The organism is Paenibacillus sp. FSL R5-0470 (assembly GCF_037975205.1).
Classification (GTDB): Bacteria; Bacillota; Bacilli; order Paenibacillales; family Paenibacillaceae; genus Paenibacillus_AQ.
This window is the reverse complement of sequence record NZ_CP150238.1, coordinates 897,697-914,253: the sequence shown is the minus strand read 5'-3', so window position 1 is coordinate 914,253 and position 16,557 is coordinate 897,697. Positions and strand designations below refer to the sequence as shown.

The 16,557-nt window shown below is 43.3% G+C and carries 14 protein-coding genes and 1 riboswitch; of the genes, 1 reads left to right on the top strand and 13 read right to left on the bottom strand.

The genetic code is table 11. From position 1 onward, the window contains the following. Positions 1 to 317: 317 nt before the first annotated feature. From MKY99_RS03980 to MKY99_RS03955, 6 genes are all read right to left on the bottom strand, one after another. Positions 318 to 1,046, bottom strand: coding sequence for an ECF transporter S component (locus MKY99_RS03980; protein ID WP_042184957.1), 729 nt, complete (start codon positions 1,044 to 1,046; stop codon positions 318 to 320). Beyond that, positions 1,028 to 2,698 carry an energy-coupling factor transporter ATPase gene (locus MKY99_RS03975; protein ID WP_339268810.1) on the bottom strand — a complete coding sequence of 557 codons (1,671 nt, stop codon included), beginning with the start codon at positions 2,696 to 2,698 and terminating at the stop codon, positions 1,028 to 1,030. Before MKY99_RS03975 ends, MKY99_RS03980 begins: the two co-directional genes overlap by 19 nt. Further along, positions 2,671 to 3,561 carry an energy-coupling factor transporter transmembrane component T gene (locus tag MKY99_RS03970; protein ID WP_339268808.1) on the bottom strand — a complete coding sequence of 297 codons (891 nt, stop codon included), beginning with the start codon at positions 3,559 to 3,561 and terminating at the stop codon, positions 2,671 to 2,673. The genes MKY99_RS03975 and MKY99_RS03970 overlap by 28 nt, the downstream gene beginning before the upstream one ends. Beyond that, positions 3,561 to 4,535, bottom strand: coding sequence for a DUF4430 domain-containing protein (locus MKY99_RS03965; protein ID WP_339268806.1), 975 nt, complete (start codon positions 4,533 to 4,535; stop codon positions 3,561 to 3,563). Before MKY99_RS03965 ends, MKY99_RS03970 begins: the two co-directional genes overlap by 1 nt. A gap of 73 nt (positions 4,536 to 4,608) precedes the next feature. Continuing rightward, positions 4,609 to 8,610: an S-layer homology domain-containing protein gene (locus MKY99_RS03960; protein ID WP_339268804.1), complete on the bottom strand. Its 4,002-nt coding sequence runs from the start codon at positions 8,608 to 8,610 to the stop codon at positions 4,609 to 4,611. A 164-nt stretch (positions 8,611 to 8,774) separates the two neighbouring features. Further along, positions 8,775 to 8,976, bottom strand: a riboswitch (cobalamin riboswitch). Positions 8,977 to 9,066: 90 nt separating this feature from the next. Next, on the bottom strand, positions 9,067 to 9,645 hold the full coding sequence (locus tag MKY99_RS03955; RefSeq protein ID WP_339268802.1) for a hypothetical protein: 579 nt from the start codon (positions 9,643 to 9,645) through the stop codon (positions 9,067 to 9,069). 219 nt (positions 9,646 to 9,864) lie between these two features. Between MKY99_RS03955 and MKY99_RS03950 the strand changes: the two genes are divergently transcribed. Next, positions 9,865 to 11,586: a cellulase family glycosylhydrolase gene (locus MKY99_RS03950; RefSeq protein WP_339268800.1), complete on the top strand. Its 1,722-nt coding sequence runs from the start codon at positions 9,865 to 9,867 to the stop codon at positions 11,584 to 11,586. 63 nt (positions 11,587 to 11,649) lie between these two features. Here the strand turns inward: MKY99_RS03950 and MKY99_RS03945 are convergent, their stop codons facing one another. The 7 genes from MKY99_RS03945 to MKY99_RS03915 all read right to left on the bottom strand — a co-directional run bounded on the left by MKY99_RS03945 (position 11,650) and on the right by MKY99_RS03915 (position 16,532). Further along, positions 11,650 to 11,943, bottom strand: coding sequence for a transposase (locus MKY99_RS03945; protein WP_076286155.1), 294 nt, complete (start codon positions 11,941 to 11,943; stop codon positions 11,650 to 11,652). Between the two features lie 24 nt (positions 11,944 to 11,967). After that, positions 11,968 to 12,525, bottom strand: a complete 558-nt coding sequence (locus MKY99_RS03940) for a hypothetical protein (RefSeq protein ID WP_339268798.1) — start codon at positions 12,523 to 12,525, stop codon at positions 11,968 to 11,970. 108 nt (positions 12,526 to 12,633) lie between these two features. Next, positions 12,634 to 13,287 carry a SprT family zinc-dependent metalloprotease gene (locus tag MKY99_RS03935; RefSeq protein ID WP_339271494.1) on the bottom strand — a complete coding sequence of 218 codons (654 nt, stop codon included), beginning with the start codon at positions 13,285 to 13,287 and terminating at the stop codon, positions 12,634 to 12,636. Between the two features lie 80 nt (positions 13,288 to 13,367). Beyond that, positions 13,368 to 14,741, bottom strand: coding sequence for a hypothetical protein (locus tag MKY99_RS03930; RefSeq protein WP_339268796.1), 1,374 nt, complete (start codon positions 14,739 to 14,741; stop codon positions 13,368 to 13,370). A 117-nt stretch (positions 14,742 to 14,858) separates the two neighbouring features. Beyond that, positions 14,859 to 15,341, bottom strand: a complete 483-nt coding sequence (locus MKY99_RS03925) for a hypothetical protein (RefSeq protein ID WP_339268794.1) — start codon at positions 15,339 to 15,341, stop codon at positions 14,859 to 14,861. A 169-nt stretch (positions 15,342 to 15,510) separates the two neighbouring features. Then, positions 15,511 to 16,164 (bottom strand): bacillithiol biosynthesis deacetylase BshB2, encoded by a 654-nt coding sequence (gene bshB2 / locus MKY99_RS03920; RefSeq protein ID WP_042193301.1) that lies wholly within the window; start codon positions 16,162 to 16,164, stop codon positions 15,511 to 15,513. Between the two features lie 23 nt (positions 16,165 to 16,187). Then, on the bottom strand, positions 16,188 to 16,532 hold the full coding sequence (locus MKY99_RS03915) for a YojF family protein (protein ID WP_042184926.1): 345 nt from the start codon (positions 16,530 to 16,532) through the stop codon (positions 16,188 to 16,190). Positions 16,533 to 16,557: the final 25 nt, after the last annotated feature.

Sequence of the window (16,557 nt, the reverse complement as noted above, 5' to 3'; positions counted from 1 at the left end):
TTCCATACCGATTGTAATATCTTATAGTGGCCAAACCTCCAGCCACTAGGTACTACCGCCCCCCTTCGGCTAAAAACCGAAGGAGGGGTTCTTTGAGCCTTTCTTCGATGTTAGGTTGGGTTTCGCGCTGATGGCAGCGGAGAGAACGGACTGATTGTGGAAAAGCGGAGCGTTCGCCTTTGTGTCCGGATTTTACCCTAGGGGGAAAAATTCAAAAAAATCTGGACACAACAGCGATTGTAACAACAGTCCGTTCTCGGAGCGTCCGCCAGCGCAAAGCGCAGCACTTTAAAACACCAAACACCCAATTCCAAAACCTAAGGCTCAATCAACCCATACTTCGTTTTTATCCGATCCAACTTTTCAATCATAGGGTTAGCAATGAAAAAGAGGAACACCACCGTCGAGATGGCATGCACCATATCAAACCAAAAGGCGGAAACATAAGTCGTCATCAACGCCGATAATGAGAACTCAGAAGTGAACATCATCAGCGAGCCTATATTGATAATGCCACCATATACCAAGAATGTCGCTAGCCCTCCGAATATACACAGCGATAGCTTAGTCTTTTTAAGCAGACCCTTCTTGAAGAAAATGCCCGCCAGGAAGCCAATGATGCCAAAACAAAACATTTGCCAAGGCGTCCAAGGTCCCTGCCCAAAGAAGAAATTGGAGACGAAGCCCGCAACAGCACCGACCAGAAATCCTGCCTCAGCTCCCAAACTAACCCCTGCGATGATGACAATGGCAACAACCGGCTTAAACTGCGGCAACATGAAAAAGGCTGCGCGTCCAGCAACGGCAATGGCTGCTAGCACCGCTATGACGATGAGTTCCCTCGCCTGCGGCTTCCGATTCTCGAACACCAACGCAAACGGAATCATCGTGTAGAGGACGATCAATAGGCTGATAAAGTAATATTTGCGATCGTCTAGGACAAAGATACCTAACAAAATTGTCGCTGGAATAACTATAAAGATTAGCAGTCCCGCTAATAAAGTTCGACGACTCAAACGACGACCCGTTACCTGCTTCGTTGACATAAACCAATCACACCCTCTATCGTTACTCCCTCGCTCCATACATGACGCGCCATACGGTTGGCGGCAGTCGTATAGAAGCTGTTTCCAGCAAAAAACTTCTGGGCTTCATTCGTAGTGATGATACTTCCATCAAAGAACATGGCGCAGACCTCCGCGTATTTGGCACAGAATTCAACATCATGCGAAACCATTACGATGGTAACACCTTCAGCATTAAGCTTCTGTAAGAATAAAGCTAATTTCTCTTTAAAAGGTCCATCCAGTCCCTTCGTCGGTTCATCCAGCAGCAGAATCTTTGGTTCTAACAAAAGCACTTTTGCCAGCGCAGTACGCTGCTGTTCTCCCCCGCTAAGATCATACGGATGCATGGAGAGAAGATGTTCCAGTTCTGCGAACTTAACCACGGCCTCAACTTTAGCCACCTTTTCTTCCTTCGTTAAAGGAAGCTGAGATAACATTTCGTATAAATCTAGCTCGACTGTTTTTTTCACAAATAAGGTTTGTGGATTTTGCGGGAGAATACCCATATTGTTAGTAAACAGTTCCTTTGCGTTCATCTTCGCTGGATTCTTCCCACCGATTAGAACCTTCCCTCTGTACGGCTGAAGAATGCCACTCATCAGCGACAACGTCGACGTCTTCCCCGTTCCATTTCCACCAACAATAGAGTAGAATTGCCCCTGCTTCACTTCAAAAGACAAATCTTTTATGATATCGGGTCCGTGTTTATCATATTTAAACCATACATCTTTGAACTTTATGACAACAGGACCGTCCTCTTTCATGCTTGGCTGAGATTCTGTCATCAGTGCAGGTGTCTTATCCTTCAAAAAAGCATCCAGCCATTGGCGACCTTCCTTCACAGTAACAGGCCATGCTAAGCCATTTTCTACGCCTGCGTATATCTGCATCGGTGAGGGCATGGACAGGAACATCGGATGATTCAGCTTACTTAAAGCCTCGCCCACCCTTTGTGGGGTATCATCAGCAATCACGATGCCCTCATTCAGCACAATCAGCCGATCTGTAAGCGGAAGAACATCCTCTAGACGATGCTCGCTCATGATAACGGTTGTTCCAAGCTCGCGATTAATCTTTTTGACCGTTTCCAAAAAATCGGAAGCGGCGATGGGATCTAGCTGAGAGGTAGGCTCATCAAGGATTAGAACCGAGGGATGCATAGCCATAATCGCTGCTAAATTGAGTAGCTGCTTCTGGCCACCCGATAGCTCAGTCACACTTTTATGGAACCAGGTCTGAATTCCGAAAAAGCTCGCCATCTCAGCCACGCGCAAACGAATCGTAGAATTGTCATAACCTAAGCTTTCAAGGCCAAAGGCCAACTCATGCCACACCTTGTCTGTCACAATTTGATTGTCCGGACTTTGGAGTACATAACCGATTTCCGCTGCCTGTGTCCGTTGATCGATCTCTTCTACAGGTTGACCCTTATAATAAATCGCCCCTTGGCGTTTGCCATGTGGGGTTAGGATTGTTTTCAGTTGTCTTAGTAAGGTACTTTTGCCGCAGCCTGACTTTCCACAAACAGTAATAAAGTCTCCGCTTGCAATCGTAAGATTAATATTCGAAAGAGCCATCTGCTCTTGTTCAGGAAAAGCAAAGCTTAGTTCTTCGATTCGATAGATTTCCATTTCATTGCCTCCACCATATTGATGAGCACAGGGATCATACATAGCGCAAAATAAGCGATATATACAAGGATACTAAAAGGTGTAATTGCGCTCGCTTTAATCGACGGATAATATCTCATCGTGTTCTCACCCATTGCTGCGCCGATGACTACCATCGCAATTAAGCCTGTCATGATCAAGAGGGCTACTTTGTCCCGGGCATCTAGACGGAAGATCGAAAAGCTTGTACGTCCAGGCAATCCATATCCTCTTGACTTCATGGAATCTGCCGTTTCAATCGCATTTTCCAGAGCCCAGGTAGTCATTATCGATAGGATCGTTATCCCATTTCGCGCTCGCGCGAGGAGATTTCCCTGCGTGACATCCCGGCCTATACATTTTTGAGCATTCGAAATCACCTTGATTTGCGCTAAATATCTTGGAACAAAACGAAGCACCATCGAAAAAATCAACGACAGTGCCGGCAGTATTTTTCCGAATATATAAATAAACTTATCCGAGGTCATCACGACGTTATAACAGGAGAACCATATGATTACCGTCACAAACATGCACGCCGCTGCTACACCATAAAGAATGGATTCCTTCGTGATGGGATTTCCATTGTTCAAATAGAACAAGATCGTTACCCCTTGATGATTAAAAACAGGGTTCATAATCGCCATAAATAGTAGAAAAGGAACCATGTACAGCAGATTAAATCGAACGGCTTTCTTTCCTTTTAACATAAAGGAGTAGACCACTGCACTGATAAGGGCAATCACCTGAAATATGGGATGCATGAACACCATGCTAAACAGCAATACAACGACAAAATATAGAAAATTCACAAACGGATGAAAGGTAGAAAAGCTATCCTTCATTATTTCTGAGCTCCTCCTGTGGCTACATAACCACCTACATCTCGACCTAAATCACAAGTGTATACCCATTCAACGACATCGCCATCCTTGAGAACATAACGACTACTGCCGTAGTTAGGGAACCAGCCATTTACTTTGTACATCCATCCACTGAGCTCTCCAGCATCAAATTCATAAAGATTATTTATGCCTTCAATATAATTACTGTTATAGATCGGAGTCATACTGAATTCCATATGGATTTTATTCTTCTTCATCTCTCTTAGCAAAACATCAAACACAGACTCACCTTCATAAAAGGTTACCTTCTGCGCTTTATAAATGATACCATCTGCCGGCAATACTTCAACCTTATCCTTATTGAAAATATCCATATTATCTAAAATTGTTGCTGCCGACACGGACAAAGTAGCCGTTAATTGCTTCTTCTTATCTACCGTTGCATCTTGCCATTCCACGGGCTTAGGTTTCCCGCTCGGCACTGGATCGGTAAGGAATTTATCCTTTTTCGGTTCCTGCTTTGTTTCTGTTGTCGCTACTTTTGAATCCGGTTTGGTTACTGGTTTTGCCGTCGCTTTCGTTTCCGGCACGGACGTTTTAGCCGCTTTCGGTGTTGTGGTCGGTTGTGCCTGTGTATCCGATTTAGGTGTTGCAGTCGGCTTTTCAACCTCTGTTACCGCAGTTTCGGTTGGCGTTACCTCTTCAGTTGGTTTTAACGTTTCAACGGGCTTAGGCTTAGCTGTTTCACCAGGTGTAGCTGTAGGAGCTATCTCCGCTGTCTCGGCATCACTTGAGGTTGTAGGCTCTACATCAACATTCTGATTGGAGGCCGTATTGGCTGATTCTACAACTTGAGACTCAACACTGTTACTCGCAACCTTGTTCGGGCTCTTCTGATAATTCCCGCCCCAAAAGAAGGCAATCGCCAACACACCAATAATTAGTATCGCTGTTAGCCATTTTTTCTTATTCATTTCTTAAGTTCCCCACCTTAAATAATAAGCAAGGGTATACATGCTACCCTTGCTTATCTCTTTAAATAAAGTTCTATTTAACGTCTTTCATGTCATAAAGACTCGTCTGACCCTTAACCAACCGATCATAAGCAACCAGTGCATACATCGCTTGATCCGTAGCCATAAGATCTACTTCTCCGGGTTTCGCGCCTCCGTTGCCTACGCCACCCTGCTTCACGTGATAAAAACCACCTTCAGGTGCAGCAAAGCCAAGCAACGCATCTACCGCTGAACGGCCATTTTTAATGAATCTGGAATCCTTATGTGGATCTATACCAAGTCCAGCTAAAGCTACGATCACCTGAGCAATGCTCTCGGAGTTCGTAGACTCCCAGCTTGCATAACCTCCGTCTGCTGTTTGCGTTTTGGATAACCAAGCAATTCCACGATCCACAGCAGCCGTTACTTTGGCATTCGTTTTGTAATAAGGGGTCAAGCCTTGTATAACCATTCCCGTAATATCCGGATCGGCCGCAGTAGCATTACTGCCTAGTGCCCAACCCCCGCCGTTGATCTCTCTACCTAAAATGTAATCAATGAGCATCTCTCTAGTTGTCTGCGTCTTTACATCCTTAACCACTGGAATGTCGTAATGATTACTATCCAGAGCGATCAGGGCAAACACAGGTCCATTAATGCCTTGCTTGATTACAGTATCAAAATCAGCGAGTGGTTCAAGAAGGTTATAACCCGCCACTTTATCAATATTTTTGCCGATTGAAGTTAATGCCAAAATAACTCTATCATATTCCGTATATTTTACGCTATGCAGCTTCCCAGCTTTTTCTTTAATGGTGGCTTCTACATTCGCATAGTACTTAGCGTAATAACTATCTGGAACCTTCACACCAGAACGTGCCAGCCCGAACACTGTCCAATCCCCGCCAACCGAGGATATGACCGGGTTTGTTACTGTTTTTTGCAAAAAGGCTGCTGTGTTCTGAATGTATGGACTAACTGCTTTGTCGCCACTCTTATAATCATGGGTTCTAGTAGCTACAACAGCTGCCATTTCTCTAGTTACAAGCTCTTTAGGCTTAAACTGATTATTGTCACCTAACATAAGTCCGGTGGCAACAATGGTTTCCACATCTGCTTTTGCCCACGCAGACACAGTATTGATATCTTTAATAGCTGTCCCAGGCTTCGTAGCCGGGATTGATAATGCTCTGACAATAATGGCTGCCATTTGTTCGCGAGTAATCTTATCATTTGGCTTAAATTCATTATTAAAGCCTGTAATTAACCCTGCTTTATGAGCAGCATTCACATATGGATAGAACCAATCTCCCAGAGCGACATCCTTGTAGGTGATGCCTTTGTCACTCTTGATATCCAGTTCCAATGCTGATACTAGGATCTTCGTAAATTCTGCTCTTGTAATGTGATCTTTCGGATTTACCTGACCATTGTTACCTTGGATGTACCCTTTTACTGTAGCTGTTTCAATCGCTGAGAACGCCCAGGATGAGATTTTATCGGCGTCTTTATACACTTGCTTGATATCGTTAGGAGTCGCTGTTGGCGATGGACTCGGATTTGGATCAACGTTGGCTTCTGGATTAGTTCCTCCACCCGCTCCTGGAACTCCACTTGGTTTAGGAGTGGCAGATGGGGTTGGAGTAGGGCTTGTAGTTGGTATCGGTGCATTTAGATCCGCACCCCACTGTGTTGTATAACGCCACTGAATACTATCTCCAGCACTCAGGGTATATTGAGATGCCCCAAAATCCGGATACTGTCCATTCACATTGTACATCCATCCACTACCGCTACCATGGTCAAATTCTCCATCACCCGCTATGGATTCGACATACACACTATTGTATATTTCTGTCCATTTATATTTATAGACGATACCTCGGCTGTCGAGCACTCTCTTTAATACAGACCATACTGTGTCACCCGGTTGGAGCTCTATCTGTGCCGATGGAACAACGTATCCCTTATTGATCGTAAGCTTATCCACGGATAGGGTTACATATTGCTTCGATGGAGTGGTTCCACCACCGCCAACGTTGCCATTGCCACTACCGTTACCTTCGCCAGTACCACTTCCACCATCACCAGGTGTTTGTACTGCGCTGGAGGTGTACGCAATGTAATCAGTGAAGTGATTGGTTTTTACGATTAAATCATTTCCATTATCGTATGCATACTCTGACTTGCCGCTTGCCAAACCTAAGGCGTCACTTGCAAATTTTTGAATCGCATGAGGTGTGCCGTCTTGAATATAGGCTACATCTTTTCCTTTAAGGTCCTTAAAGGTTAACGTAATAAAGTGACTGAATTCTACCTTTGCATTGCCACCCATGGAAAAAGCTTGGATAATGTTCTCCAGCTTCTTGTCCTGAGAAATAACCTGGTTCAGACTATCTTTTATTTCAGATTCTGTGCCTGTTAAAGGAGAGATCAATTCAATCGCAGAGGCATCCCCACTTGTAACTTTTGCACCCTTTGGAATAACTACAGATACGTCACCTTTGGTAGCCTCTATCTGAGGAAGATCGCTGTTACTAAGTAAACTGACACTAACCTTCGATTGTTGATCTTTAGGAATAACTACCGTTATTTCCTTGTTGCTGTCTCCAGAGCTGATCGGAATGATATAATCATGAGCATCATCTTTGATTACAACTTCCGGCTTATCACCCGAAGGTAACTCTATTTCTTTTTCTTTCGGATCATCTGGTTGAACAGGTCCCGGCTTTTCGTCAGACATATCATATAGACGATTCTTATGATTGATCAGACGATCATAAGCAACCAGTGCATATGTACCTTGATCTGTTGCCATACCATTTACTGCTCCTGTTGGTCTACTCTTAAAGCCACCATCAGGTCCAGAGTTGGCTAATAACGCATCAATTAGGGATTTACCCTCTTTAACAAACCTTGGGTCACTGTGTGGATCTATGCCAATTGCTGTTAAAGCAACAATAGCTTGTGCGATGCTTTCGCTACTTGAATATCCACCTTGACTGTTTTGGTTATCTTTCAACCATGCGACTGCCCGATCCACAGCAGCTTTTACATTCGGATTATCATAATAAGGCGCAAGAGCTTGTACGGCCATTCCAGTCATATCGACTTCGGCCCGAGAACCAAAAAAAGCCCATCCACCATTGGTTATTTCTTTACTTAAAATGAGCTGAATCAGTTTTTCTCTTGTGGTTTGCTCTTTATCCCCTTCAACTACAGGAATATCGTAATTTCGAGTATCTAAGGCAATCAGAGCAAATATAGGAGCATTAATCCCTTGATTCTTAACCAATTGATAATCAGCGAGCGCAGTTCTCAGATCATATCCCGCAACATTCGTGATATCTTTTCCGATAGATGCAAGACCTAGAATCCCTCTGGAATTCTCTGTACTGAAATATGGGTGGAGTTTACCATTATTTGTTGCCAATAAACTTTCAACCATCTTAGTTACATTATTGTAGTAGAGATCATAATAACCACTTGGTACTTTGTAGTTCGCACGTGCTAGAGAAAGAATCGACCATTCTCCGCTACCTGTTCCAAATGACGGATTCTTTACGGTGTTAACGATGTAGGCCAAACTTTTATCTAACTGTTCTTTGGCAGTGATTTTATAAGTAACCTGATAGGTTACATTATCTGCTTTGTTTCCTGCGCCATCCACAGCCGTTACTGCGATTACGTTACTACCCGGGTTAAGAGATGCTTTGTACTCACCATTAGTAGCTGATAGAACGACTTGGTTCAGCTTAACTACTGGAATAATGTCTTTGTAGACATTGTCTGTAACCACTACTTTGAAGCTTAAATCTTTACTGGATACTTCCTGTTTATCTTGTATACCTTCTATCAAAATCGTAGGCTTCTCTGTATCTGGCTCTTGTACTAACGCATTAATCTGCTCTACTAGAGCTTGATCAACCTCTGTTGTTACAACTGCACTATCGGCAATTGCTTCATTCGCATGAGCCGGGATTACGCTTGTAGAGAACGTCGTGATAAATACTGCTACAATAAGTAACCAAGCTGAAAACTTATTTTTCTTCATGTTTCCATAACCCTTCCCTTCTCTTCCTATGTTAAAAAACAGAATAAACTTTCATAGCACTACAAAAAAACCACTCAACATAACGTCAAGAGGTTTAAGATAGTGAACCGCAACAATAGCAGGCATATACTATATCAAACACCTCTCTATCGCTCGTAGAGTTTAACGGTGTATTAGAAACAGGCAGATATTCTGGCTCAAGTATCATCACCCTTGCTACCTTCCCAGTTTCCCAGTGGCACCTTGCAAGGACTCCTCTTTCACAGCGGCGGGACCGCGCGGGATTCACACCCGCTTTCCATTTAACCAATCTATGATTGTAATTCCGAAACATTCATAATTGGCACCTATTGCTAATATTAATTTTTCATGCTTCATCATATCTAATATAGTTGCTTTTGTCATGCAATATTTGTTTTTTGTATAACGAGTAGTTAGCAATAATCCTATTGAATATCAAATCATTCTAACCACAATATATTCTTTTTCTCTCAGCTCAAAACCATCCTCCAGTGACAAAGAGGCCAAATCAAAGATTCGATCATACTTCTTATTACGTGGGAGTCCTTCTTCCTCAGCCCAGCATGTATAGAGCTCGAACTCGGCACCAGATACCCCATAATCTGTCATAAGCCTAAATAACTCCCGACAACACTTGAGTGAGGCGTTATACGATCCCGGTAGAGTATCTTTTAGCTTAGGGGTTACAGAGAAGCCGCCCCAATTCGGTGAAATCCGGTACACATATGGACTCCGAAAATGCTTGCGGATCTCATCGTTCCAATACCCAAGTTCCTCTATAAAAATACCCGCTGCATCTTCTTCCGAGTCGTATACAAGACAATCCTCATCTCTTAAATGAGATAGATCTGCGATGTCATCCAAAGGAATTATGCCTTGCAGGCGCAGAGCCTCTCTTTGTTTCTTATACTCCGGGGAATTTTTCACTTCATTATATGTCTTTGCTGACGGTACACTGCCTCTTTCTCCTAACGGAAGCTCTGTAGCCGAGCCTATGTAATGAAATCTGCTCACTGGATTGCCCTCCATAACTTTGGAATCACTGCAAATCACTAATTCATATATGAATTTACCACAAATTAGTAAGGTACTCGTTGAAATTATTCTATGTTAGGGTATTTGGTAAGCGTTTACAACGAATTCATGGAGGTGTACGTGTTCATCTAAGCACCAAAGTACCAAGGAAGGTCAGGTTTAAGCATCCTCAAAAATGATCTTACAAAGGAGAATTCAATGACTACTCGAATCCAGAAATCATTCTTATCATTGACCCTTGTCACCGCTCTTCTGCTCTCTTTGTTCTCATCCATTGCCGCCGCTGCCACTAAGGACGAGCAACAAGCTAAGGCAGCACCAAAGAGTAAGATCCAATCCTATGTGGACGATATGCAGCCCGGATGGAACCTTGGCAATACTCTAGATGCTACAGGTGAGGATGAAACCTCCTGGGGCAATCCGCGTGTGACCCAAGAACTGATTAAGAAAATCGCCGCACAAGGCTACAAAAGTATCCGTATTCCTATCACTTGGGATTCACACATAGGTGAAGCACCGAACTACACCATTGATCAAGCTTACCTCGACCGTGTCGAAGAAGTTGTAGGCTGGGCGCTGGACGCCAAGTTATATGTAATGATTAACGTCCATCACGACTCCTGGTTATGGGTAAGTCATATGGAAGAGAAGCATGAGGAAACGCTGGAGCGTTATAATGCAGCATGGACTCAAATTGCGGACCGCTTTAAGGATAAATCCGATAAGCTGATGTTCGAAAGCATTAATGAACCTCGTTTCACAGATGGCGGAAGTACGGATGAAGCGAAGATGGAACAGATGCTTGCAGAGCTCAACAATTCCTTCCATCAGATCGTTCGAAACTCAGGTGGAAAAAATGATGTCCGTCCGCTAGTGCTACCTTCATTAGAGACTTCTCCTACCCAACCTAGAATGGATCAGCTCTACAAGACGATTACAGCTCTTAACGATCCGAACATAATTGCGACCGTTCACTACTATGGCTTCTGGCCGTTCAGTGTGAATATCGCTGGTTACACCACATTTGAAAAAGATACAAAAAACGATATCATCCAAACTTTTGATAACGTTTACAACACATTCGTAGCCAAAGGAATCCCTGTTATCGTTGGTGAGTTTGGACTGCTAGGATTCGATAAAGATACAGGTGTGATTGAACAAGGCGAGAAGCTGAAATTCTTCGAGTACCTTACCTATTATTTAAAAGAAAAGAAAATGACCTCCATGCTCTGGGATAATGGGCAGCATTTCAACCGCAAAACGTATAAGTGGTCCGATTCTGAGCTGCAGGGTGTATTAATGTCTGGTCTGAAGGAACGTTCCTCCAGCACTGAAAGCGATCTGGTCTATCTAAAAAAAGGGGCAGCGATCAAAGACACCAAAGTGAAGCTTAATCTAAACGGAAATAAGCTTACTACCATTAGTGTAAATGGCAAATATCTAACTAAAGGCAAAGATTACACCTTAAATGGCGAAGAACTCACAATCAAAGCCAGCCAACTTAAAAAGCTCACAGCTTCCCAAAAATACGGTGAAAATGCTGTGTTAACGCTGAAATTCAACAAAGGCGTTGCGTGGAGACTAAAGATCATCGTGAATGACACTGCCAAATTAAGTGATGCCAAAGGTACGACTGAATCGTTTGTGATTCCAACTACCTTTAATGGTAACCAGCTTGCCACGATGGAGGCTGTCTATACCGCTGGTGGCAATGCAGGCCCGCAAGACTGGACACCATTCAAGGAGTTCGGCAATACGTTCTCACCCTCTTATAACACGAAAGAAATCAAGCTGCTTCCAGCCTTCTTTAAAGATGTTAAAGATGGAGAGGTCATCTTGAAATTCCACTTTTGGAATGGTGATATCCTTACGTACAAGATCACGAAGAGTGGAACAAACGTTGTAGGAAAGCCCTCTTAGCTTTCGCTGTATAATAAAAAAAGGAGTGTCCCTTCACGGGGACACTCCTTTTTTTAAACTACATCATACATATACTTCTTCATACGTCATCAACATCAAGCGATAGACCAGATATACTCCAAGATAAGCTCCCGTTAAAAGGAACATTGGATTCAAAAAAATCGCATGGATCGAGGTCATAAATACCGTGTTATCTCTTAATATTTCATATATAGCTAGGGCAGAAATATTACCTAAAATAAGCGTAGACAACACAGAAGTTACATTAAAAACAATACGCCACTTTATCCATTTCCGTTGTATCATTAGCATGGCGACGGGAACCACTATACTGCCAAATACGATTAGAAATTTCATTTAGCCAGCCACCTCAGTATCTCTTTAATCCTCCAGTTCAACACTTTCGATTTGCCCCTCGGCATTCACTGTCCACTCGATATCAACACCTGGCATCAGTCCAAGCTTGTCCTCATCTTCGATCACTACATGATCGGGGATGGTTAGGGTCTGCTCTCCCCCACCTTCGACTTTAACGGTAACCTGTTTACCATTAGACGTAGTAATCTTCCCATCATATTCAATCTGCTGCAAAACAATCTTTTGGCTCGGATCCGTAATGGTAACCCGCTTGCCTCCGTCTGTCAGCAGCTCAATCTTTTTATGATAGCCGTCCTTTAAAGTGACTTCCTTAATGACTCTCTGAACGCTAACATCCGCCGGAAGTCCCTCTGTATTTGTACCGGATGATGCATTGGGTTGTTCTGTTGCATTGTTCGTAGCCGCAGGTGCAGTGGCTTCTGTTATAGGTGTTGGAGTTACTTGTGTGGTTTCATTGGCAGCTTTAGAGCAGCCACTTAATAGGACGGTGCAGGCACAGATCAAACAAAGAATTGAAGTTCGAATCTGGCGTTGTGAATTTCCTTTATTCTGTGTCATCATTTACCTCCGCATTTAAATTTCTTCCAGTTCTATTTTGTGAACATAGTTTTACCTCTTCCCTTCCTTTTATTCACCAGAAAATGGACCATCTGAATTAATCTCTGATTATCACAGCGTCATAGCACGCCCATATCTAGCTAAATACTCTTCCTTCTCCTTATAATCCGGCATGAGGCTTCCAACCTTTCGCCAAAAAGAGCGGTCATGATTCATATGAAGTAAATGACACAGTTCATGGATGATTACATAATCGATAACTTCCACTGGAGCCATCGCTAGGCGATAGTTAAAGGTTAGCTTTTTATCCGAGCTACAGCTTCCCCACTTGGTTCTAGACTCAACAATGTCAATCGTCTTTGGCTTTACTCTAAGCTGCGTCTGATATTTATTGATCCGTTCAGCTACAACCTTCTTACAGCTAGCGAAATAGAATTTCTTCAGCTTAAGTTTAAGCTCTTCCTCATTTAAATCCCCTGTCTCTATTAGCTCTTGCAGCGAATAATATTTGCCTAGATACAGGAACTTACCCTCGTCTTCATACTCTTTCAGCTTTGGTGTTTCTCGGTTCGCTTCAATACTTTGCAGCTTCTCCACTATTAATTTCCCATTACGCTCTACCACGCTTTTGATCGTCTCTTCACTTGTTTTCTTGGGAGCTTTGAGTGTTATACGCCCTGAAGAATCTATATGAATGGAGATTTTCTTGCCATTTCCATATTGAACATTAAACTCGATCACCTGATTGTCGTACTCAATCTTCATACCCACCATCGTTTCTATAAGGTTATTCACAAAAAAAGGAGAACGCGTTTAAGCGTTCCCCCCTATTTTAACATGATTCATCAATACACTGGATATCCTGCCACAAACATCGCTAAATACAAAAGACTCCCCGCAACAGAAACTACAGTAAGGATAGCATCCTTTGATTTCTCTTCAGTGATCGCGACAGCAGCAAAAGCTAGTGGAAATGCAACAAGCAAATACCGCGGGGCTGACAGCAGCCAGGTAGCTCCCACTACGAACACAAAATACACGATGAAATAGGCGGTGTATGAAGGTCGTATCTTTTTTGCACCCATGAACATGATAATTAGTGCTGAGAATATAGCGATTAAATTAGGCAGCCATAAGCCGAGAAAAGAACGGCTATCTCCACTCTTAAAGGTGCCCACAGCGTATTCCATCTGATATCTTACCGTATCAAAAAAGAGATAAAACCGCTGAGACCAATGCTCTCTCTGGTAAATACTGAACTGAAACGCATTTCCCGTCACGTGATAATTAATAAACAGATAGGCCAGCAAGCCCGTTGATATGATAGCGAGAAAACATACAGCGCTGATGATTCTATGTATAAAGACTTTTTTACTTAATAGCTTATAGTTGCCCATCAGATCCCGTCCAAATTCAATCGCAACCGGTACAATCAGAAGCACTCCGGGAGAACGTGTATAAGCTGCAAGTGCACCGCATAAGCATCCGATCAGCCATTCCTTTTTTCTCACAAAATATAAACACATCAAAGATAATGCCAGAAATAGAGCCTCGGTCATCGGAATGAAGAAAAAGAACGCGGCAGGGAATATGAAAATGTATTTCACGACCCGCATGGCATTCTTTCGATGCATGTCTAGTGCAGCAAGCTCATAAGCGACCAGGGCCGCGACAATTGAAGTGATATTTGAAACGATGAATCCAGAAACGAGATAATTCCCTACGAATGCCTGAACCACTCTTATTAAATTTGGAAAAAAGGGAAAGAACACGATATGGAATCTCGCATCACCCTCGGTCACGTATCCATTCTCAGCAATGCCCAAATAACTAGAAGCATCGATTCCAGAGATATGCCAAGTCTCTGCCATTTTGCTAAGCAGACCACCTGAATAGCCATTCTGTATGATCAAAAATGAATACCCGATGAGCATAAGCAGGATACGACTCGCCAATATCCATCCAATAATATAAAGCCAAGCCTGTCTTCTATCCTGCTCCTTACTCTTCCAAGTCACTTCAGGTGCTGGATTCGTCAAAACAAAAGCCGTCAATACAGGTATAGTGCGGAGCCCCAATAGCACAAAAAGCCCGAAACAGACCACAGAAGCGAGGGTGCCCAGCATGGTCCAGCTCTGAGTCGAAATGGCCCAGTAAATAGCCGTCACCATCATAACAAGTATGAAGATGAAGGAAATGATTTTGTCGTGCTTTTTCATTTGATCCTCCAGTTATTTAGTCCGAACAATTGTTTAGGAAAAAAGGATATAATTACCTATAGAAATATAATAGTCTTTGTGTATTTTTTTGTAAATCACATCTTATTTCTTCGTTCCTTACTCCCCCTCATAGCTGAAATAAAAGTTCAAAGGCAATTCATCATCACTTTGAAAACTGTTCGACATCCTGTATGTTATATACAATTTATCCTCGCCCTTGCCGTATGACCATGATTCTTCGATAGAGCCTGTTAATGGCTTTAGCGGAAGAGTCATCCTGTCAATCGTTAGGATGGTTTTTTCGACTTTGTCAGCCGCCTCCTCATCCGCAGGTTTGTATTGGTTCATAAAAGCACGTACCAGCTCTCTCGCATCTTGATAACCGCTTTCCGATCTGGGAAAGGTTGTATCGTATTCACCCACTGTATCCGCAATTTGCAAAGCAGCAAGCCCTTCTTCACGCGGCTGCATGAACACAGCCCGATGCTCTTCCACATGTGTGAAAAGCTCAGCATACTTGGGTCTTTCCTTACTGCATGCAGTGAATACCAGCAAAAGAATGACTATTCCACAAATGAGATTAAAATATGATTTTTTCAAACGAATACACCTCCTGGCCTGACGAAACCGGTTTGGTTGATCCCCCCTAAACCTTACCATATATTTGAAAAAAGACACAGATATTCATGCCTTATATTAGAAAAATGAAGCCTGACCACGGCAGTGGGCCCCAAAGAAAAAGCCCGAGCGTTTATGCTCGGACTTAATATCATTCAAATGGATAGATCCAGAAATGCTCTGTTCCAAAACGATCTTGGATTTCTTTATCCTCTAGCGTTTTGCTGCCTAACAGTTCAGCGGCTTGGAATTGGGATTTATGCGCCTGAATGGATGCCATCTTTTGCTTCAGGAAATCTTTCACTTCAATGATTACCTGAGGCTTTCCAATCTCTTCAATATTATTGGCGAAAGCTATACAGTGAACAGGAGGTCTCTCTGCCTTGGGCATTCTTCCAACCGTTCGAACCACTGCAGCTCCGGTAGCATCATGATCGGGATGAACGCTGTACCCCGGATAGAATGTAATGACCAGTGAGGGGTTAAGCTCCTTCAGAAGCGCATCAATATGGCCCTCGAGCAGAGCTTGATCTTCAAATTCAATCGTTTTATCGTGGAAACCAAGCATTCTCAAATCCTGTATTCCAATCGCTCGGCAGGATTCTTCCAGCTCCTTTTTACGGATCTCTGGGAGGGTTACCCGATTCGCAAATGGCGGCACGCCCATATTCCGGCCCATCTCTCCAAGTGTCAGACAAGCGTAGGTGACTTGGGTGCCGTTTTGCACATGCTTGGCAAGCGTTCCGGATATACCGAAGGCCTCGTCATCCGGATGCGGTAATATAACAAGAATATGTCTTTCCACTGAACTCCTCATCTCCTCTACCATTAGAACGGCTCCCGGCTTAATTGCAAGGATACGACCAGTTTGCCTTGGCTGTCATGACCGGCCAGAATTAATCTTTCGGTCTCACTCTCTTCATAGTGAGTTAGTCCTTCCGAGTACACCCAGCCTTGTGACATTTTTAGGCCTACGCGATAAGGTCCATGACCGGAAATCGAACCATGAGAATATCGGATTACAGCATTAGTAATGAAAGTAGCCGCTGGGTGCTTAGAACTATCGAAATGGGCAGCGTATGCTCCCGTCGTCATCTCAAGATGGATATATAGATCCTGATCTTTAAGCAGGTCGATCCTCTCTTGTATTTCGGATTGATTAATTAGCTGCAAGGTTACGCCTCCATATCTGAATGAA